Source organism: Actinoalloteichus sp. GBA129-24 (genome assembly GCF_001941645.1).
GTDB classification, from domain to species: domain Bacteria; phylum Actinomycetota; class Actinomycetes; order Mycobacteriales; family Pseudonocardiaceae; genus Actinoalloteichus_A; species Actinoalloteichus_A fjordicus.
Window position 1 is genome coordinate 6,238,443 of the sequence record NZ_CP016077.1, and the last position, 18,968, is coordinate 6,257,410.

An 18,968-nucleotide genomic window follows, 5' to 3' on the forward strand; every position below is an offset into this window, starting at 1 on the left:
CCCGAGGGTCGATGGCGGTGAAGTCCGCCGGGTCGGTCCCCCACGGTGCAGGCGCCGGGTCGACCGGTACCGCGTCCGGCAAGGCCAGGACCGCAAGGCCGCGCGCCCTTCAACACGCTCGGCGCGGCCCGGTGCCGATCACGTCGCACACCCGCGAAGGACGCCGCAGGCGCGAGGACTCGTTCGTCATCGCACGACCGAGATCGCGCGGACCCGCACCGCCTCCTCACCGTCAAGCCGACGAGAGACCTGCCCCGACGGAAACGCAAGGCCCGACGGCGAGGAGGCGTTCAACGTCTCTAGCGCAGGAGGAAGTAGACGGCCGCCGCAGCACCGGCCGCCACGACGAGACAGCTCACACCCGTGATGATCGGGCGTCGGTACCACGGCCTGCCGTTGTCCAGGGCGGCCCGGCCGGGTCCGGCGAAGACCAGTGCGGCGGCCAGGCCTGCCAGCACGGCCTCGAGCTCGAACCCGCCGTCGGGGGTGAGGAAGAAGCCCTCGGCGAAGCGGAGGAGGATCACGTTGGCCATGACGGCGAGCAGACCGGCTGCGGCGAGCGGGGTGGCGAACCCGAGGATGACGAGGGCACCGCCTGCCAGTTCGGTCACGCCGGTCACCCAGGCCAACAGCTCGGCCTGCTGGAAGCCCGACTGCGTCAGGTAGGCGGCGAAGCCGTCGATGCCCGGCCCGCCGAAGAGACCGAACACCTTCTGCGCTCCGTGCGCGACGAACACGCCGCCGAGCACCAGCCGGAGCACCAGCAGGCCGACGTCGGTTCCCGCATTGGCGGGCAGGCTGGGCTTGTTCCAGCCGTCGAGCGGCTCCGGCTCGGTCAGCCGCGCCCGGTCGACCGAGTCGTCGTAATCGTCGTACTCGTTGTCGTAGTCGCCGTCGTAGTCGCCGTCAGCCTCGGGCCCGGCATCCCGGCGGCGGTCGCGCTGTCGGGCGGTGTCTCGGCCCCGGTCGGAGTCGCGGTCCCAGTCGTCATCCCGGTCTCGAACCGCGTCTCGATCCCGGTCTCGAACCGCGTCTCGGTCCTGGTCTCGGTCCCAGGTCTCGTCGCGGTCCCAGTCCTGATTCCGGTCGATGTGCCTGCCGAGGTCGGGGTCGACGCCCGCGCCCGGCTCCCGTCCCGGGTCACCTGCCGCCTCGGAGTAGCGGTCCTCGTCGTAGTCCGGTTCCGGCTCGTGGCGGCGGGCCCGCTCCGCCCCGTGATGCGATTCGGCCATCGCGTGCCTGCCCGCACGCTGTTGTGGCGCATAGTCCTGGTCCGGGCCCGCGCGGCCTGCCCCTGCGGAGACCCTCGCGGCGGCTGCGTCGAGCCCGAAATGATCGTGATCATCGGCGCGCCGCCTGCCGTATGGTCCGGCGGCTCCGCCTAATCCGTCGTCGGAGTTAGTCACGGCCGGCAGCGTAGAGCCACCGATGCCGTGGAGGCGAGAGTCTGTCGCCGATCAGTCCGGCCGTCGCCGTTCTCCGGATCGGCCGAGTCGGCCCGTCGCCGCGCGCCGGTCAGCGGAAGAGGAACAGCACCACGGCGGTGATGATGCCGCCGAGCACCAGGAAGACGATCGCGCTGCGCAGCGGGAAGCGGAAGTAGGGCCTGCCGTTGTCCAGCGCGAAGCGACCGGGCCCGGCGAAGACCAGGGCGGCCGTCGTGGCGGCGAGCAGCAGCTCGAAGGCGAAACCGCCCGTGCCGACCAGGAACAGGCCTTCGTCGAAGCGGAAGACGACGCCCGCCACCGAGATCCCGAGCAGCGGGACGGCCGCGAGCGCGGTCAGCAGGCCGATGATCACCAGCAGTCCGGCGGCGATCTCGACGACCGCCGTCATGGTCGCCAGCAGGCTGGTCTGGGTGAAGCCGTACTCGGCGAGGCTCTCGGCGAAGCCCGCCCGCCCCGGTGTCCCCGCCCAGCCGAAGAACTTCTCGGTGCCCGAGGCGATGAACAGGCCGCCGACGACGAGCCGGAGCAGCAACAGGCCGATGGCCGGACCCGGATCGGTGCCCTCGTGGCCCGCCGAGCCGGGCAGCGGACGGGTCTCTGAGTCGCCCAGGTTCGTCGTCACGCCTCACAGGGTAATGCCCGGATCACCCCGACACCCTCGGCGTCGGGTCAGATGAGGTCCGTTCAGTATTCCCCGTGCACGAGGTTTTCCGGGTCCGCACCGGAGGCGAACAGCCCGATCTGCCGCGCGGCGACCGCCCAGGCCCGATCCTGTCCGCCCTGCGTGCTGCCGCCGACGTGCGGGGTCAGCAGCAGCCCGTCGACCGTCCACAACGGATGGTCCTCTGGCAGCGGCTCGGGATCGGTGACGTCCAGCGCGGCCCGCAGCCGTCCCGTGGTCAGCTCGGCCAGCAGCGCGGCGGTGTCGACGACCGGACCTCGGGCGGCGTTGACCAGGATCGCCTGATCGGGCATCGCCGCGAGGAAGTCCGCGTCCACCAGCCCGGTCGTCTCCGCCGTCAGCGGCACCATCACGACGACGACGTCATGGTCCGGGAGCAGCCGGGGGAGCTCGGCGAGACCGTGGACGCCGTCCCGTGCCGTGCGGGCCACGAACGTCGTGCTCGCGTCGGAGGCGTCCAGCCTGCGCCGCATCTCCCGCCCGAGGTCGCCCGCGCCGAGGACCAGCACCCGCTTGCCCTGCAGGGTGTCGGTGCCGCGCTGATCCCAGCGGCGCTCCTGCCGGGTGCGCTCGAAGGCGGGCAGCTCCCGATAGATCGCCAGGATCGCCGCGAGGGCCCACTCCGCGGTGCTGCCGCCGTGGGCGCCGCGCGCGGTCGAGAGCCGCACGCCCGGCGGGGTGCGCGGCAGCCACGCCTCGGCACCGGCCGAGAGGAGCTGGATGAGCCGCAGCCTCGGAAGACTCTCGGCCAGCGCACCCACCGCGCCCGCGGAGAGGAACATCGGCACGAGGACCTCGGCCTCGGCGGCCGCGGCGGGGAAGGGCTCGTCGGGCTGGTACCGGACCGCCCGCACGTCGGGGTTCCCGGCCAGCGCCTGCACGCCCTGTTCGTTGGGGACAAGAACGATCGTCGTCACGGGCGCCACGGTAACCCGCCTCGCAGGCTCGACCGGGATGCCGGCTGCCCAGTCGGCTTCGTCGAGCAGACCTCGGCCGCGCTGCCCGGCTCCGCCCGACCGGCCTGGTCTCGGCGGATGCCCGGCCGTGCGCACGCGGGATGGTGAGCGAATCTCGGGTTCGGGCCGTTTCGACCGGGCACGGCGGCGTGGATGGGGCAGACTTCGCTGTGATGACGGAGGAAGGCAGCACGGTCTCGCCCGACGGAACCGCACTGGTGAGCTGGCACAGCACGACGCCGGGCCCGCCGGTGCTGGTATGCGGGGCGCTCGGCGCGCCCGCCCAGTCCTGGCCTGCGCTGACCGCCCCCGATGCGGGCCTCCACGCGTTCGGCTGGCACTACCGGGGGACGTTCGGCTCGGCACGACCCACCGACCCGAGCCGGATCATGCTGACCGACCATGTCGGCGACGCACTGGCCGTGCTGGACTCCGCAGGGATCGACCGCGCCTCGGTGATCGGCTGGTCGTCCGGGGCGACCGTCGCCGCCGAACTCGCCAGGAACGCCCCGGATCGGGTGACCGGCCTGATGATGATCGCCGGCCCGCCCGGTGACCTCCTGGCGACGATCCGAGGCCCGTGGGGAGCCGCCGTCGACCTCGTCCTCGGGCTGACGAGCGGCGGGCCGGGTCCTGGACCGTTTCGCGGCCGAGGGCTGGTCAAGGGAGTCATGTCCGGCGGGCTGGACGCGATGCGGCTGGCGGCCCCGTTGCTGGCCGCCGGCCTGCCGAGGCTGCCCCCGAGACAGCTCGGAGCGCTGCTCCGGCACAGCGGGCTCCTGCTGCCCGCAGGCGATCCCGCGCTGCTGGCCGAGGTGCTGCGCCCCTTCCTGCACCTCGACTGGGCCTTCTATGCAGAGCTGCTGCGAGCGGTCGGCTCCGTGCCGGCGCTGGACATCACCGGGCTGCGGTGCCCGGTGACGGCGCTGGTGGGACGGCACGACGTCGTGTCCGACGCAAGGGCGCTCACCGAGGCAGTGGGCCGCCTGCCGCAGGCGCGGGTCCGCATCCTGCCCACCTCGCACTTCATCCCGCTGGAGGCCCCGGAGGAGGTCGCCGCCGAGGCGCTGCTGCTGGTGGAACGGGCCGCCGCCGTCCGACGCGCCCTAGACGACGAGTCGGACCACGTGCCCGCCGACATGGGACCGCTCACCCCTCGCTCACGACACGGCGCCTAGGCTCGAAAGATGCCGAGTTCACCGAACCGGGGTCTGCGGAGGCGTCGGGCCGCGCTGGCCGGGTTCGTCGCGCTCGGCCTCGTCGCGGCGGGCTGCGCCGACTTCTCCGAGCAGGAGCGGCTGACCCGCGCCGACTGGGACGTGGCACCGCCGCCGATGGCGGCCCCCGACAACGCCCCGCGCTTTCCGGACGAGGGCGGCAACAGCGGCGAGCCGGGCCGCGAGACCTCCGCCACACCGGTCCCGCCGCCCGAGGGCTGCACCGACTACGACCCGGCCGTGGTCGTGACCTGTCTCGACCCGGTGTCCGCGGTGGCCGTGCTGCCCGACGGCGAACAGGCCCTGGTCGCCGAACGCACGACCGGCCGGATTCTGCGGGTGCGGTGGGGTCTCGACCCGGCGGACAAGGACTCGCCGGAGGTCTTCGCCACGATCGACGTGGACGCAGGCGAGGGCGGGGGCGGTCTCCTCGGCCTGGCGCTGTCGCCGTACTACGCCGAGGACAGCCTGGTCTACGCCTACCTGAGCACGCCGGAGGACAACCGCGTCGTGCGGATCGCGGCGGGCGACGAGCCGAAGCCGGTGCTGACCGGGCTGCCCCGCGACCCGACGGGCGCGTTGACCAACGACGTACGCGGCGCGCTGCTGCTGGCGACCGGCACGGCAGGCGATCCGGCGGCGGCGGCCGATCCGAACTCGCAGGCGGGCAAGGTGCTGCGGATCGACGAGACCGGCGCCCCCGCCCCGGACAACCCCGATCCGACGACGACGGTGATCAGCAGCGGGCTGACCGCCCCGGCTGGCCTGTGTCAGGCGGTGGACGGCTCATCGATCTGGGTCACCGATCGCGGCGAGGAGCGCGACCTGTTGTATCTCGTCGAACCCGGTGCGCCGCTGGGGGAGGCATCCTGGAACTGGCCGGAGCGGCCGGGTGTCGCGGGCTGCGCGGCCTACTCGGACATGGTCATGGTCTTCCTGAGCGATCAGGAGGCCATCGCCAACCTGGAGTTGAGCCCCGACCTGACCTTCACCAGCCCGCCGCAGTACAGCGAGGAGGGCACCTTCGGTCGGTTCTCCGGCGCGGCACCCGGCATGGACGACTACGTCTGGGTCGGTACCGAGAACAAGAACGGCGGCGACCCGACCAGCAGCGATGATCGCGTGGTGCTCATCGACCGGTTCATGACCGGGAGCGGCAACGGGCGCGACTAGTCGCTCGGTCTGGATCACGTGCATGACGATGCCGGTGCGCTGTGGAGTGCGGCCCGGCAGATGGTGGCGGTCTCGGCGTATCGCGTAGCCGGTGGTCGAACTGGTCGGCGAATCGTTCGAGGGGCGTAGCGCTGCTCCGTGCGGTCGAACATCAGAGGACGTCTCTGCGGTTCCGCTTCGCCTGCGGAGTTGCGCCTTGGCCGACGGGTTGCCGATCCGCTGCCCGGATGCCTCCCCGAGGTCGACAGCCCGCTTCCGCAGCCGGTTGCGAACGCCTTCCCAGGCGCCGAAGCGTTGAGGCAGGTCCGTCCACGGCATTCCGGTGCGGTAGGTGAACCCCCATCACGTCGATCACCTGCCGGTGATCGCGACCCTCGATCACCCGTCAGGTCGCGAGAGTGCCTGCGACCTGATCGGCAGCACTGCGCGGTTCGCGGCCGAGGAGTTCGGCCAGTAGCGGCTCCTGTCCCGCGAAGTAGCCGCTACGGGTGGCTTGGAACAGGGTGAGCGTCAGTCTGGCCACGAACTCGGGAGTGCCGTTCTCCATCTGCTCGGTGACCCACTGTTCGTCATCCACGACGATGCGTTTGATGGGACGACCGGTCAGTTCGGTGAGGAACCTGGCGAAGTCATCGAGGGTGACGGCAGGCGCGGAGAGCGTGACAGGGCCGTCGAAGGAACGGTCGCCCGCGAGGATGACCGCCGCGGCCTCGGCCAGGTCGGCGCGATCGGTCCACGGGATGGGGCCGTCTGCGGGCCTGGCGATCACGCCGGTCTGCCGCCAAGGACCGAGCAACTGGTCGAGGCTGCCGAAGAAGCCGTAGCGCAACGAGGTCCAGGCGACCCCCGAGTCGGCGAGGATCGCCTCGGTAGCCGCGTGGACGGCCGCCGGGAGGTACGGGCTGCCGACGGCGCTCTGCTGACTGGTGTAGAGGATTCGCCGGGCGCCAGCGGCGGCGGCGGCCTCGATCGCGGTGCGGTGCTGGCCTACCACGTCGGCCGCCGGGTCGTTGGAGGACACCAGCAGCACCTGGTCGGCACCGGCGAAGGAGTCACGCAGCGCGACCGGGTCATCGTAGGAGCCCTGCCGCACGCGCACGCCGCGTTCGGCGAAGTGCTGCGCCTTGGCGACGTCTCGCGCGCTGACGCCGATCCGGTCGGCCGACATGCGCTGGAGAAGATGCTCGACGGTGGCACCGTTGAGGGCGCCGGTGGCGCCGGTGACGACGATCATGCTGATGTCCTTTCTGCGCACCTCTGCGTGATGGCGCACCGCACGACAAGTTGACCCACCGGGTCAGGTTCGACTCTGCCGACGACCGTAGGCAACCTGACCGTGCGGGTCAAGTTATGGTGGTGGGGCAGCGGGAGCCAGGGAGGACGCATGGCCGATGAAGCGCCGGGGAAACCTCGGCTACGTGCCGACGCCAAGCGCAATACCGAGCAGATCCGTCGCGCCGCGATCGACGCCTTTCACAGCCGGGGTCTGACCGCGCCGTTGGAAGAAGTCGCCAAGGTCGCGGGAGTGAGCAAGGCCACGATCTTCAACCGGTTCGGCGGACGGATCGGCCTCATCGAAGCCGTCATCGAAGAAGTCGTCGCGAACAAGCTGTACGCCGTCATCGACCGCACCCGAACCATCGAGGACACCGCAGAACGGATCGCGTACTACATCACCGGGATCCGCGACCTCCAGTACCGCCAGCCCGCGGCCAACGACGTCATGCTGCAGGAATACCCCCATTCACCGCAGCTCATGGAGATCTGCGAGCGGGCGGGCGAGATGAACCATGAACTCATCACGGCAGGTAGAGCCGTCGGCGCGCTGCGGCCCGAGTTCACGGCAGACGACCTCCATGCGCTCATCCGCGACACCGCACTCGCTCTCAAACATGGAACCCGCCCCCGACGAGACGACTACGACCGCCGTACCACCTTCCTTCTCGACGGGATCCGCAGGCATGAAGCTCCGCCGGAAGAGGACGAGCGCGCCGCCGTCAAGGCATAGAACGAAGATCCGAAAGAAGCGCGGGCCGCTGCGGGGCGCGAGGCGCCTGCCCGTTGACACGGGTAGGCCCGCCTTCTCGGGCAGGCCCCCGCGCCGAGCGAGATCTGCCGACCCCAGGCGGCAAGCCGAGGCCTTCGCCGTCGCGGTCGGACGGCGGTGGCGACGCCGGCTGATGCGGCGGCCGACTCACCGATACAGGCGCGTCGGGTGTGCTCCGTGCGGGACGCGCTGCGGCGCCGGTCCGTTGTCGGAACCCGGCCGAGGCAACCGGGGAGCCCGCATCACGCGGACCTGACACGCCTCGTGTTGCGACGTCGGCGGTGCCTGCCCGGCGCGGCAGGCAGGCCCGCAGGTCGTCCTGTCCGCTCGGCCTCAGGAGGCGGCGGCGGCCGGTACGCCAGGGGCGTCTCGGGAATGCAGGCCTGCCCTCCGGCGGTGCTCGTCCGCACCGTGGTGGCGTAGGCCTTCACGGAGGTGGGCCGACCGGTGCGCGGCCGCAGCGCAGCGAGGACAGCGCTGGTCAGCCCGCGCGGCAGAGCCCGCGCGGCAGAGCCCGCGCGGCAGAGCCCGCGCGGCAGCCCCTCGACAACAGGGCCGCCGCGCCGATCCGGCGTCCGAATCAGCCCTCGACGCCCGCTGCGGCCAGGACCAGTTCGCGGACGCGCTTGGCGTCGGCCTGCCCCTTGGTCGCCTTCATCACGGCACCGACGATCGCGCCTGCGGCAGCGACCTTGCCGCCCCGGATCTTCTCGGCCACGTCGGGGTTGGCGGCGAGCGCAGCCTCCACCGCCGTCTGCAGCGCGGAGTCGTCGGAGACCACCTTCAGGCCGCGGGCGGCGACGACCTCGTCCGGTTCGCCCTCACCCGCGAGCACGCCGTCGACGACCTGCCGGGCCAGCTTGTTCGTCAGTGCGCCCTCGGTCACCAGCGCCACGACCCGCGCCACCTGGGCGGGCGTCACCGGCAGCTCGGCCAGCTCGACCTGCCGCTGGTTCGCCTGCGCGAGCAGGTAGGACACCCACCACGACCTGGCCTCGTCCGGCGAGGCGCCCTCGGCGACGGTCGCGGCCACCAGCGCCACCGCACCCGCGTTCTCCAGGTCCCGCAGCTCGGCGTCGGAGAGCGACCACTCCTGCTGAATCCGCCTGCGCCGCTCGCTCGGCAGCTCCGGCAGCGTCCCGCGCAGTTCCTCGATCCACTCCGCAGGCGGCGCGATCGGCACCAGGTCGGGCTCGGGGAAGTAGCGGTAGTCCTCCGAGGTCTCCTTCGGCCTGCCCGCCCGCGTCGAGCCGGAGGCCTCCTCGAAGTGCCGGGTCTCCTGGCGAATCGAGCCGCCCTGCGTGAGCAGCACGGCCTGCCGCCGCATCTCGTACCGCACGGCCCGCTCGACGCTGCGCAGCGAGTTCACGTTCTTCGTCTCGGTGCGGGTGCCGAACTCGGTCGCGGTCTTCGCCATGAGCGAGACGTTGGCGTCGCAGCGCAGCGATCCCTGGTCCATCCGCACGTCCGAGACGTCGAGCGACTTCAGCAGATCCCGCAGCGTCGCCACGTACGCCTTGGCCACCTCGGGCGCCCGCGCGCCGGCACCGACGATCGGCTTGGTGACGATCTCCACCAGCGGCACGCCCGCCCGGTTGTAGTCAAGCAGCGAGTGCTCAGCCCCGTGGATCCGACCCGTGGCGCCGCCGACGTGCAGCGACTTCCCGGTGTCCTCCTCCATGTGGGCGCGCTCGATCTCGACCCGGACCGTCTCGCCGTCCTCCAACACGACGTCGAGGTAGCCGTTGAAGGCGATCGGCTCGTCGTACTGGGAGGTCTGGAAGTTCTTCGGCATGTCGGGGTAGAAGTAGTTCTTCCTGGCGAACCGGCACCACGACGCGATGTCACAGTTCAGCGCGAGCCCGATGCGGATCGCCGACTCCACCGCCTTGCCGTTGACGACCGGCAGCGCACCCGGCATCCCCAGGCAGGTCTGGCACACCTGGGTGTTCGGCTCGGCGCCGAACTCGGTGGGACAACCGCAGAACATCTTCGTCTGGGTGGACAGCTCGACGTGCACCTCCAGCCCCAGCACCGGATCGAAGGTGGCGAGCACCTCGTCGTAGTCCATCAGATCGGCCACTGCGGTCACTCCTGGTCGTCCTTCCTGAGGCTGCGCGCGAACAGCGCGGCACCGGTGACCGTCACGGCCAGGTTGGTCAGGGCATGGGCCAGCGCCAGCCGATCCGAGTCCTTCCTGGCCTTGCGGAACTGGCTGAACGCGGCGGCGCCGCCGCTGATCACTCCGACCAGCCCGAACAGCTTGTTCAGCTTCGACACGTCGTTCATCTTCTCGACACCTTTCCACTGCGAGCCGCTGTCTACCGCTGCGAGATCGCCGTCCCGCTCGTGGCAACGGCGCTCACCGGAGAAACCCCAGTTCGTGCAGCGCCGCCACGGTATCGGCTCGCCACCGGGCGAATGAGGGAACCCGGCCGAGTTGATCAAGTCGAATGCGCTCGGCGAGCACCGGGAAGAAGTCTTCTGCGGCCATCCGCTGTCTGCGCCCCCGTCTGCCCGAGCCGCTGCGTAACGCATCGTCGAGGGTCTTCTTCGGGTCACTGAGCCGCTCGACCTCGTTGATCAGCTCGCGTTCGAACACTTTTGATCTACGCACGTCCCGACCGGCGAACCGATTGACCTCGTCGAGGTCTGCCAGCGCCCAGCTCTCCATCTCACGCACAGGCGCGAGTGGAAGGAGCCTGATCGTCTTCTCGGGAAGATCATGCGAGGCCCAGGCTCGGGTCATCGGAACAAAGGCGTGGTCGCTCTCTCGTTCGAGGGACCCTGCGGTGTCGAAGTGGAGGAAGACAAGCGAAGGCAGCGGTCGCATGTCGCTCACCTGTCTGGCGAACGAAGTGAACGGGCGCTCCCCGCAACGGACGAGACATACCGGCTCCGCCACGTCGAAGTCCGCCCCCTGAGCCGACAGGCCGATGTCCCGCAGCACTCGACCGACCAGACCAGACAGGAAGTGATCGTCACTGGTGCCCTCGACCAAAAGTACCGAGGAAAGCGGTCTGATCAACTCTCCAACACCCGCTTCGCCTCGTCAAGGTCGATCCCGGGCAACTCGCGCCGCTCAGGGCCCGTCAGTGCTGGGAGGTCGAAGTCGAACGCCTGCTGATCGGCGGGCAGGACGAGTCGACGCACTCGGGAGATGCGGCCGCCACCGGACTCCCTCACCCGCGTCGTCCAGTCCATGACCCTCAAGTCAGCTAGGTCCAACGCGGTGTACGCCACGGGAGAATGACTCGAAAGGATCAGCTGGGTGAGCGGCTCGCCCTGCCCCTCCTCTGCCGCGGGATCGGTCACCAGCCCTCTGAGCAGTCCCAAAAGCGCCCGGAGACGTTGGGGGAAGATGCCGTTTTCCGGCTCCTCGAAACAAATCAGCCCTCGATGATCGGGATCGTGCAGCGCGGCTAGCAACGTCAACACCCGCAGGGTGCCGTCCGATGCCACCCGCGCACTGACTCGCCCCTCGTCCCGGGTGGTCAGATACGTCTCCCACTGTCCCAGCGCGGCGTTCTCCTGGACCTCGACACCACCGAAGCCCCGCACCACCGTGGCCAGCGCCGCCGCGATGTCATCGAGACCGCTGCCGTACTCGTCACGAGTGACCCGCTCGATCCTGCGCAGCACCTTCGCCAGATTGGCCCCGTTGGCGCTGAGCACGTCACCGCGTTGTTCCTGGGTGCTGGGTTGCCGCAGCGCTGCCGGATCAAGTTGAAGGAAGCGCCAAGACTCCAACTCGCGGCGTAGGGCAAACAGCGTAGGGAAATCGGCTGCGGAGGTGATGCTGGACAGCACGGTCGCCTCGGCCGCGTGAGCGGGGATCTGCCGGGTTCGCCCCTGTCTGCCCTCCTGTGAGATCGCGAACACCAGGTTTCCCTGGCTGTTGGTCGTCGTCTTGAGGAAGTCCGTCTTACGCCCGGAGTAGCGGAGCTTCTCCTCCCGGAACGCCTGAGACGCCCGCGCCTTGCGGGGCCATTCGTCCTTCCTCGCAGGCATTGGGCGTACAGCCTCCTCCAGCACCCGAGCACGCGGGAAGCCATCGGAGTCGGTGTGCAGTCCGATCATCAGCTCATAGCGCAGCCGGGTGTGGCTCACCTCGACGTCCTCGCCGAACGGGTCGACGACATCCGGCTCCAGCAGCACCTCCACCGCAAAGGACATCCGATCCGCCTGCGCGCCGCCCTCGCTGCCCTCATAGCGACGGAACAGCTCCGACAGCTCGCCCCGCGTGTCGGCGAAGGCGTCGAACAGTGACGGCGCGCTCACCAGCCTGCGGAGGAGCTGCACCGCGTCGAACAGATTCGACTTGCCGCTCGCGTTCTGGCCGAGGACGACCAGGAAGGGAGGGAGGTCCAGGCCGAAGTCGGCGAAGGACTTGAACCCGTCGATCTCGATCCGGGTCAGCACCGGGCACCCCCTCCCCCGTCGGTCACGGCCGTCAGACCGCCACGTCGGGAACGCGGTCGATCAAGGCGCCGTCGGCGGCCGCGTTGCGGGCGACCTCGTAGGCGGCGGCGACCCGGTACATCCGGTCGTCGGCCATGGCCGGGGCCATGATCTGGAGGCCGACCGGCAGGCCATCCTCGTCCGAGAGCCCGCTGGGGACGCTCAACGCCGCGTTGCCCGCCAGGTTCGCCGGGATGGTGCACAGGTCGGCCAGGTACATCGCCATCGGGTCGTCGGCCCGCTCGCCGATGCGGAACGCCGTGGTGGGCGTGGTCGGCGAGACCAGCACGTCGACGTTCTCGAACGCGGCGGTGAAGTCGCGGGTGATCAGCGTCCGGACCTTCTGCGCCTGCCCGTAGTAGGCGTCGTAGTAGCCGGAGGACAGCGCGTAGGTGCCGAGCATGATCCGCCGCTTGACCTCGGGACCGAAGCCCGCCTCCCGCGTCAGGGACATGACCTCCTCGGCGCCCAGCTTCGGGTCGTCGCCGCCGACGCGCAGGCCGTAGCGCATGGCGTCGAAGCGGGCCAGGTTGGAGGAGCACTCGCTCGGCGCGATCAGGTAGTAGGCGCCCAGGGCGTAGTCGAAGTGCGGGCAGGAGACCTCGACGACGTCTGCGCCGAGGGCGGTGAGCTGCTTCACCGCCGCCTCGAAGGACCGCAGGACGCCGGGCTGGTAGCCGTCACCGGAGAACTCGCGGACCACGCCGACCCGGACCCCGCGCAGATCGCCTGCGGCGCCCTGCCTGGCCGCCGCGACGACCGGCGGAACCGGGGCGTCGATCGACGTGGAGTCCATCGGGTCGTGTCCGGCGATCACCTCGTGCAGCAGTGCGGCGTCCAGGACGGTGCGCGCGCAGGGGCCTGCCTGGTCGAGCGAGGAGGAGAAGGCGACGAGCCCGTGCCGGGAGACTCCGCCGTAGGTGGGCTTCACACCGACCGTGCCGGTCACCGAGCCGGGCTGGCGGATCGAGCCGCCCGTGTCGGTGCCGATCGCCAGCGGGGCCTCGAAGGCCGCCAGCGAGGCCGACGAGCCGCCGCCCGACCCGCCGGGGATGCGGTCGGTGTCCCACGGGTTGCGGGTCACCCCGTACGCCGAGTTCTCGGTGGAGGAGCCCATGGCGAACTCGTCCATGTTGGTCTTGCCGAGCACGATCACGCCCGCCGCGTGCAGCCGGGCCGTCACCGTGGCGTCATACGGCGGGCGCCAGCCCTCCAGCATCTTCGAACCACAGGTGGTCGGGATGCCCTTGGTGGTCAGCACGTCCTTGAGCGCCAGCGGAACCCCCGCGAGCGGCGAGACCGGTGCCGTGCCCGCGTCGAGGGCCTCGTCCACCTGGCGGGCGGCGGCGAGCGCGCCCTCGGTGTCGACGTGCAGGAACGCGTTGATCCGCCCGTCGACTGCCTGGATGCGGTCCAGGTGGGCCTGGGTCACCTCGACCGAGGTGACCTCCCTGGCATGAATCCTGGCGGCCAGCTCGGCCGCGGTGAGCCGGATCAACGGGCTGTTCACTGCTCCTCCCCGAGGATGCGCGGGACGCGGAAGCGGTTCTCCTCGACGGCGGGCGCGCCGCCGAGTGCCTCCTGGCGGGTGAGACCCGGCCGGATCACGTCGTCCCGGAAGACGTTGGTGACCGGCACGGCGTGTGAGGTCGGCGGGATGTCGTCGGCGGCGACCTCCCCGACCTGGGCGACCGACCGCAGAATGACGTCGAGCTGGCCCGCGAACGTGTCCAACTCGTCGTCGGTCACGGCCAGCCTGGCCAGCCGAGCGAGGTGCGCGACCTCGTCACGGGAGATGCTGGGCACTGGAAAGCCCCCCTGGTCGCGGTGAGTGTGCGAGACCTCGCGAGTCTATTGGGCAGCCCCGCGCAGGTCGTCGCGGGTCGCATCCGACCGTCACGGTGTGGACTTCCGCCAGCCTGCGGATGAAAATTTCGTTCCAAACTCTGATCGAACTCGGTCGGGCGATCTATCCGACGGTGTGGTCTGCCATGATTTCGGCCGACGGCGGTGGTGCGGCAGTCGGCTTCACGAGAAGTCGAGGCCGCGCCGTAGGTGAGGTCGAGAATGGTCATCGACTCCGATTCGGACCACGATGAACGAATGGGATCCGCCGGTCGTGGCGCGGACGGCGAGGTTCCGCGCAGGCAACAGGAGGCGTTGGGACCCGTGTCCTTCCTGATCCGCGTGCAACTGCCCGACCAGCCGGGAAAGCTGGGCGCGGTCGCGAGCGCGCTGGGCACGGTGGGTGCCGACATCCTGAGCGTCGACGTCGTCGAGCGCGGCGCGGGACTGGCCATCGACGACCTGGTGGTGGAGCTGCCCTCCGGCAGGCTCCCCGACGTGCTGATCACAGCGGCCGAGTCGGTGGACGGCGTCGAGGTCGACGCCGTGCGGCCCTATGCAGGCGTGCTCGACACCTACCGAGAGCTGGAACTGATCGAGGAGGTGGCCGCCAACCCGCGTCAAGGGTTGGACGTGTTCGCCGAGGGGGTGCCCCGGATCATCCGCGCGGGCTGGGCCGTGGTGTTCGCCGAGAACGGCGACGGCGCGTTCCGACTCGCCGCCAGTGCGGCGGCACCGGAGACCCGCTCGATGAATCTGCCGTGGATGCCCCTGCACAAGTCGCTCGTGCTCGACGGCGAGGAGGACTGGGTGCCCGAGACCTGGCGGGAGCTGGGCACCGAACTCGCCGCCACCCCGTTGGGCAGGCCGGAGCGTGCCCTGCTGGTCGGCAGGCCGGGCGGCCCCATGTTCCGCGCCTCCGAGGTCGCGAGACTTGCTCACCTCACCGGAATCGTCTCCAGCCTGCTGCCGCGCTGAGGCGGGGTGGATTGCGCGGGGGCACCGCGCGGCACGCACCGACGGTGCGGTCTTCGACGACTAGCCTAGGAGGGCTCCGAGCCCGCGACTCACCTCGAGTCGGACTCCAAGCCCCCGTACGAGGAGGTTCGTCGACTCCCATGGACCGCGCCACGCCGGACGGCCTCGCCGTATCGCCCTCCTCGATCGTCGTAGAACTCGACGCGACCGGTCGGGACAGCGGCGTCGAGCTGGAGGAACCGAACGAGATTCAGCATCCCTTCGATCCTGAACGAATCGACGTCGTCACCAGGACGCCGACCGTGTCGCTGTTGTTGTCCCGGATCAAGCGAGGCAGCATCGATCTCGCGCCGGACTTTCAGCGAAAAGCGGGTCTCTGGACAGAGAAGGCACAGAGCAGGCTCATCGAGTCGCTCCTGCTGCGAATCCCGCTGCCCACCTTCTACGCGGCCGAGAACGAGGGCGAGACCTGGTCCATCGTCGACGGGATCCAGCGGCTGACCACCATCGCCAGGTTCATCGAGCCCGCAAGCGTCGACATCAGCCCGCTCAGGCTCTCCGATCTGGAGTATCTGCGGGAGTATGAAGGTTTTCGCTTCAACCAGCTCCCTGGGCGTCTGATGACCCGGCTGGAGGAGACCGAGGTGGTGTTGCATCTCATCCGGCACACGACGCCGGAAGAGGTGAAGTTCAACGTCTTCGGCCGGATCAACACCGGCGGACTCGTGCTGTCCCAGCAGGAGTTGCGCCACGCCCTCATCCCCGGCGCGGCCCGCGCGCTGCTGTCCGCTCTCGCCCAGAGCCCGAAGTTCCTGACCGCGACAGCCCGCAGCGTCTCCCCGAGTCGGATGGCCGACCGGGAGATGGCTCTCCGGTTCCTCGCGTTTCGGCGAGCCAACCCACAGGAGTATTCGGAGCAGGACTTCGACGCCTTCCTGCGCAAGACCATGTGGGAGTTGAACTCGGAGACGGAAGCCGAGCGATCGAGACTGGCCGCCGAGTTCGACGCGGCAATGACCTGTGCCCATGACCTCTTCAGCTACCACACATTCCGCAAACAGGCCCTCGGGCAGCGTGGGCGCAATCCCATCAACAAGGCCCTGTTCGAGGCCACCTCGGTGAACCTGGCAAGCCGAACCCCCGCACAGCGCAGCACACTGGTCGCCAAAAAAAACATCGTGAATGACGATGTGGTCGAGCTTCTCGCCGACCCGGTCTTCGAACGGGCGATCTCAGTCGGCACCGGAGATGTCGGTAAGGTGCGCGCGAGATTTCAGATGTTCGACGAAGTGCTGCGTCGACACGACGGGACCGCGTGATGCTCCGCCACCTCACCCTGAGACATTTCAAGGCCTTCGCCACGCTGGCCCTGCCCCTGGGGCCCTTCACGTTGCTCTCGGGGCTCAACTCCTCCGGTAAGAGCAGCGTCCTTCAGGCGATCGCCCTGTTGCGGCAGTCCTTCACGTCGGGTGTGCTCGGCTCGGACGATACGCATCTCGGCCTGCTCCTCAACGGTGAGTTCGTCGAGTTGGGCAGGGGGCAGGACGTTCGGCACGAGGCGTGGAGCGGCGCAGGAGAGATCGAGATCGGCCTCGCCGACGACTCGAACGTCTCATACCGATGGTCGGCGGGCTACGGAGCCGAGGACGACCTGCTGGAACTCACCCACAGTCCTGCGGAGGAGGTCTACCGCAGACTGAGCCCGTTTGCCGATGGATTCCAGTATCTGCGAGCGGACCGCATCTCCCCAGCAGTGAGTTACCCGCGCTCTCATGATGCGGCGGTACGGCGACGCTCACTCGGCGCGCGGGGCGAGCACACGGTCAATTATCTGCGGAACCATCAGGATGATTCGATCGCAGGCCCTCGGCTCCGCCATCCTACGACGACGTCGACAACCCTGTTGAGTCAGGCCGAGGCCTGGCTCGGTCATCTTTGTCCCGGTGCAAGTCTCTCGGCCACGGGAATCGACGGCACGGACAGTGTGCGGCTCTCCTACCAGTTCGGCGGCGGCGCGGGCCTGTCCTCCAGCAACCCATACCGCCCGACGAACGTCGGTTTCGGACTCACCTACGCGCTTCCGATCATCGTGGCCTGTCTCACCGCCGTACCAGGCAGCTTGATCATGCTGGAGAATCCCGAGGCGCATCTACACCCCCGGGGGCAGTCGATGATGACGGAGCTGGCCTGCCGCGCTGTGGCGAACGGAGCGCAACTCATCGTCGAGACCCATAGCGACCATGTGTTGAACGCGGTCCGTCTCGCCGTGAAGCGCGATCTGCTCTCCACCGGAGACGTCCGGCTCCACTACTTCGAGCAGACGAGGGAGGGCCCGCAGGTGCGGACTCCAGAACTGAAGGCGAACGGGGCCTTGACCGAGTGGCCGGACGGGTTCTTCGACGAATGGGATCGTTCGCTCGACGAGCTTCTGGACTAACGGAGACGACGCCGTGCCGATCCTGATCTGTCTAAACGAGCTCTCGTGCACGACGTCGAATCGTCGGCAGGACGTGGACGCGGCGATGGCCGAGCTCGTCGACGTAGTGCGCGAGATCAACAAACGCAGGCCGGGCGCCGCACTGGTGACTCCTGAGAGGCTGCCCGCTATCGAGCTTTGTCCTGGCTACCCGATGGCCAAGTGGGCAGCCGATACCCGCAATCTGGATCAATGGCGCTTCCTGAGGCGAAGACAGGACCGCTCGCCGGTCACCTTCGCCGACATCGTGCCGCCGGAGATCGCTTCCCGAGTCGACTATCGCCATCTCGGGCGCCCGGCCGCCGGACTGGCGGCTGCGGACATCAGCGACGGTATCGCTGTGAGTCTGCCGGTGGACGATGCCTGGACAGAATCGGGAGTGGAAGTCACCCGAATCGCGATCGATGAGCAGGAGAGCAGACTCACTGAAGACGCCGTACAGGTTCGGCATGCATCCCACTGTGACCATGTCTCCACACACCGAGACTGGTTGAGCACGGCTGGCGTCACCACGATTCTCACCGGTGACGATCTCTGGCGACTGCGCGCGGAGCACTTTCCCGATGTGGAGTTCCTGCCACGCGTCGAGGACGATCTCGCCAAGTTGGACCGTTGTTGGGTACACCCCGTCCGAACAGTGCTGGCCAAGGTTCAGCAGTCGGTCTCCGACTGGAATCCCGAGATCAGGCCGCAGCCAGCGTGGCAGACGTTCATCTCCCCAGAAGCCGAGCAGCGCAAGCGGCTCTGCTCTTTCACCGATGTCGACGGCACAAGCCAGGTCTTCGACCAGCATGCTCGATTCACTCCCGGCGCCGGAAGACTCCACTTCCGGCTGGTGGCCGAGAACCGGACCGCCCGCGTGGGCTACATCGGGAAAAAGCTCTGAGCCTCCAGTCCCGTCAGGCCTGACGCCTGCTCGTACCGCGTGATGACCGTGTCCGCAGGCGAACCGAACACTGTGAACGGCATCACGACAGAGGCTTCCGCGTCACTCGCGGAACCTGCTGAACCGGTGGTGCCCACCGTCGGCTCAGTCGAGCAGCGACTCGGTCCTCAGATCAGGGGCCACCGCCGCGATCCGATCGACGTCACGGTCCTTGTGCACCAGGATCGCCTCGGTCCGAATAGCGACCGACGCGATCAGGCAGTCGACCATCGATCGGATCGTATGCCCGAACCTCCGAACGTTCCGATACAGATCAGCCGCATAGTGAAAGTCGATCGCCGGATCGACGCCGAGCAGCCGCAGCCGATTGAGCACTGATGCGATGCGCAAGCCGCCGCAGGCCGTTCGCCCCGGCCCGCCGTTCCATCAGCACAGGATCAGTCGTGGCGATCTGGGCCGGCTCCGCCGCCGGTTCGGTGAACCGCTCGTGCGCGACGCCGGGGCGGTCGGTCAGGACATCGATCCACACTGAGCTGTCGATCAGACAGGCGTTATCAGTGTTCGGGCGCCTCGGCACGCATCTCGTCGAGATCGCCGTCCCATCCGACACCCCGTAGGGCGAGCAGTTCCTCGGTGGCGATCCTCGGCTCGACCAGTCGCCGCAGCGCCAGATCCACTGCTTCGCGTTTCGTGGCGACGTTGTGCCGTCTCATCGCCTCGGCAACCGGTTCGTCGTCAAGATCGAGGTAGGTGCGGCTCATACGCCGACACTGCACCGCTGGGACGTTTCAGACCAGAC

General features: G+C 69.2%; 19 protein-coding genes. 7 read left to right on the forward strand and 12 right to left on the reverse strand.

Annotated elements, in window-relative coordinates; all coding sequences use genetic code 11:
• Positions 1 to 299: 299 nt before the first annotated feature.
• From UA75_RS34160 to UA75_RS26765, 3 genes are all read right to left on the reverse strand, one after another.
• Positions 300 to 1,406 (reverse strand): DoxX family protein, encoded by a 1,107-nt coding sequence (locus tag UA75_RS34160; RefSeq protein ID WP_232237466.1) that lies wholly within the window; start codon positions 1,404 to 1,406, stop codon positions 300 to 302.
• Between the two features lie 109 nt (positions 1,407 to 1,515).
• Positions 1,516 to 2,070 (reverse strand): DoxX family protein, encoded by a 555-nt coding sequence (locus UA75_RS26760; protein ID WP_075742606.1) that lies wholly within the window; start codon positions 2,068 to 2,070, stop codon positions 1,516 to 1,518.
• 62 nt (positions 2,071 to 2,132) lie between these two features.
• A complete protein-coding gene (locus UA75_RS26765) occupies positions 2,133 to 3,047 on the reverse strand; it encodes a 2-hydroxyacid dehydrogenase (protein WP_075744250.1) in 915 nt (304 codons plus the stop codon).
• 212 nt (positions 3,048 to 3,259) lie between these two features.
• Between UA75_RS26765 and UA75_RS26770 the strand changes: the two genes are divergently transcribed.
• Together UA75_RS26770 and UA75_RS26775 are read left to right on the forward strand one after the other, a co-directional pair.
• On the forward strand, positions 3,260 to 4,264 hold the full coding sequence (locus UA75_RS26770; protein WP_075742607.1) for an alpha/beta fold hydrolase: 1,005 nt from the start codon (positions 3,260 to 3,262) through the stop codon (positions 4,262 to 4,264).
• A 9-nt stretch (positions 4,265 to 4,273) separates the two neighbouring features.
• Positions 4,274 to 5,476, forward strand: a complete 1,203-nt coding sequence (locus UA75_RS26775; protein ID WP_075742608.1) for a PQQ-dependent sugar dehydrogenase — start codon at positions 4,274 to 4,276, stop codon at positions 5,474 to 5,476.
• A gap of 385 nt (positions 5,477 to 5,861) precedes the next feature.
• Here UA75_RS26775 and UA75_RS26785 read toward each other — a convergent pair whose 3' ends face one another.
• Positions 5,862 to 6,710 carry an NAD(P)H-binding protein gene (locus UA75_RS26785; protein ID WP_075744251.1) on the reverse strand — a complete coding sequence of 283 codons (849 nt, stop codon included), beginning with the start codon at positions 6,708 to 6,710 and terminating at the stop codon, positions 5,862 to 5,864.
• Positions 6,711 to 6,860: 150 nt separating this feature from the next.
• Between UA75_RS26785 and UA75_RS26790 the strand changes: the two genes are divergently transcribed.
• Positions 6,861 to 7,484, forward strand: a complete 624-nt coding sequence (locus UA75_RS26790; protein WP_075742609.1) for a TetR/AcrR family transcriptional regulator — start codon at positions 6,861 to 6,863, stop codon at positions 7,482 to 7,484.
• A 619-nt stretch (positions 7,485 to 8,103) separates the two neighbouring features.
• On the opposite strand, the gene gatB is transcribed toward UA75_RS26790, so the two are convergent.
• The 6 genes from gatB to gatC form a co-directional block, all read right to left on the reverse strand.
• Positions 8,104 to 9,615 (reverse strand): Asp-tRNA(Asn)/Glu-tRNA(Gln) amidotransferase subunit GatB, encoded by a 1,512-nt coding sequence (gatB, locus tag UA75_RS26795; RefSeq protein ID WP_075742610.1) that lies wholly within the window; start codon positions 9,613 to 9,615, stop codon positions 8,104 to 8,106.
• Positions 9,612 to 9,812 carry a hypothetical protein gene (locus tag UA75_RS26800; protein WP_075742611.1) on the reverse strand — a complete coding sequence of 67 codons (201 nt, stop codon included), beginning with the start codon at positions 9,810 to 9,812 and terminating at the stop codon, positions 9,612 to 9,614. The genes gatB and UA75_RS26800 overlap by 4 nt, the downstream gene beginning before the upstream one ends.
• 73 nt (positions 9,813 to 9,885) lie before the next feature.
• Positions 9,886 to 10,524 carry a DUF4276 family protein gene (locus UA75_RS26805; protein WP_075742612.1) on the reverse strand — a complete coding sequence of 213 codons (639 nt, stop codon included), beginning with the start codon at positions 10,522 to 10,524 and terminating at the stop codon, positions 9,886 to 9,888.
• A gap of 23 nt (positions 10,525 to 10,547) precedes the next feature.
• Entirely contained in the window at positions 10,548 to 11,945 is a 1,398-nt protein-coding gene (locus UA75_RS26810; RefSeq protein WP_075742613.1) for an AAA family ATPase, read from the reverse strand.
• A gap of 31 nt (positions 11,946 to 11,976) precedes the next feature.
• The gene (gene gatA / locus UA75_RS26815) at positions 11,977 to 13,494 is read right to left on the reverse strand and encodes an Asp-tRNA(Asn)/Glu-tRNA(Gln) amidotransferase subunit GatA (protein ID WP_075742614.1); all 1,518 of its coding nucleotides are present in this window, start codon (positions 13,492 to 13,494) and stop codon (positions 11,977 to 11,979) included.
• The gene (gene gatC, locus UA75_RS26820; protein ID WP_075742615.1) at positions 13,491 to 13,790 is read right to left on the reverse strand and encodes an Asp-tRNA(Asn)/Glu-tRNA(Gln) amidotransferase subunit GatC; all 300 of its coding nucleotides are present in this window, start codon (positions 13,788 to 13,790) and stop codon (positions 13,491 to 13,493) included. The genes gatA and gatC overlap by 4 nt, the downstream gene beginning before the upstream one ends.
• Positions 13,791 to 14,153: 363 nt before the next feature.
• Between gatC and UA75_RS26825 the strand changes: the two genes are divergently transcribed.
• The 4 genes from UA75_RS26825 to UA75_RS26840 all read left to right on the forward strand — a co-directional run bounded on the left by UA75_RS26825 (position 14,154) and on the right by UA75_RS26840 (position 18,169).
• The gene (locus UA75_RS26825; protein WP_075744252.1) at positions 14,154 to 14,807 is read left to right on the forward strand and encodes an amino acid-binding protein; all 654 of its coding nucleotides are present in this window, start codon (positions 14,154 to 14,156) and stop codon (positions 14,805 to 14,807) included.
• A 140-nt stretch (positions 14,808 to 14,947) separates the two neighbouring features.
• A complete protein-coding gene (locus UA75_RS26830) occupies positions 14,948 to 16,126 on the forward strand; it encodes a DUF262 domain-containing protein (RefSeq protein WP_083683651.1) in 1,179 nt (392 codons plus the stop codon).
• Positions 16,126 to 17,244: an AAA family ATPase gene (locus UA75_RS26835; protein ID WP_075742616.1), complete on the forward strand. Its 1,119-nt coding sequence runs from the start codon at positions 16,126 to 16,128 to the stop codon at positions 17,242 to 17,244. Before UA75_RS26830 ends, UA75_RS26835 begins: the two co-directional genes overlap by 1 nt.
• A gap of 13 nt (positions 17,245 to 17,257) precedes the next feature.
• A complete protein-coding gene (locus UA75_RS26840) occupies positions 17,258 to 18,169 on the forward strand; it encodes a hypothetical protein (protein WP_075742617.1) in 912 nt (303 codons plus the stop codon).
• A 144-nt stretch (positions 18,170 to 18,313) separates the two neighbouring features.
• Here the strand turns inward: UA75_RS26840 and UA75_RS35235 are convergent, their stop codons facing one another.
• Positions 18,314 to 18,544, reverse strand: a complete 231-nt coding sequence (locus UA75_RS35235) for a PIN domain-containing protein (protein WP_083683653.1) — start codon at positions 18,542 to 18,544, stop codon at positions 18,314 to 18,316.
• A 179-nt stretch (positions 18,545 to 18,723) separates the two neighbouring features.
• Positions 18,724 to 18,930, reverse strand: a complete 207-nt coding sequence (locus tag UA75_RS26850) for a type II toxin-antitoxin system VapB family antitoxin (RefSeq protein WP_075742618.1) — start codon at positions 18,928 to 18,930, stop codon at positions 18,724 to 18,726.
• Between the last annotated feature and the right edge of the window lie 38 nt (positions 18,931 to 18,968).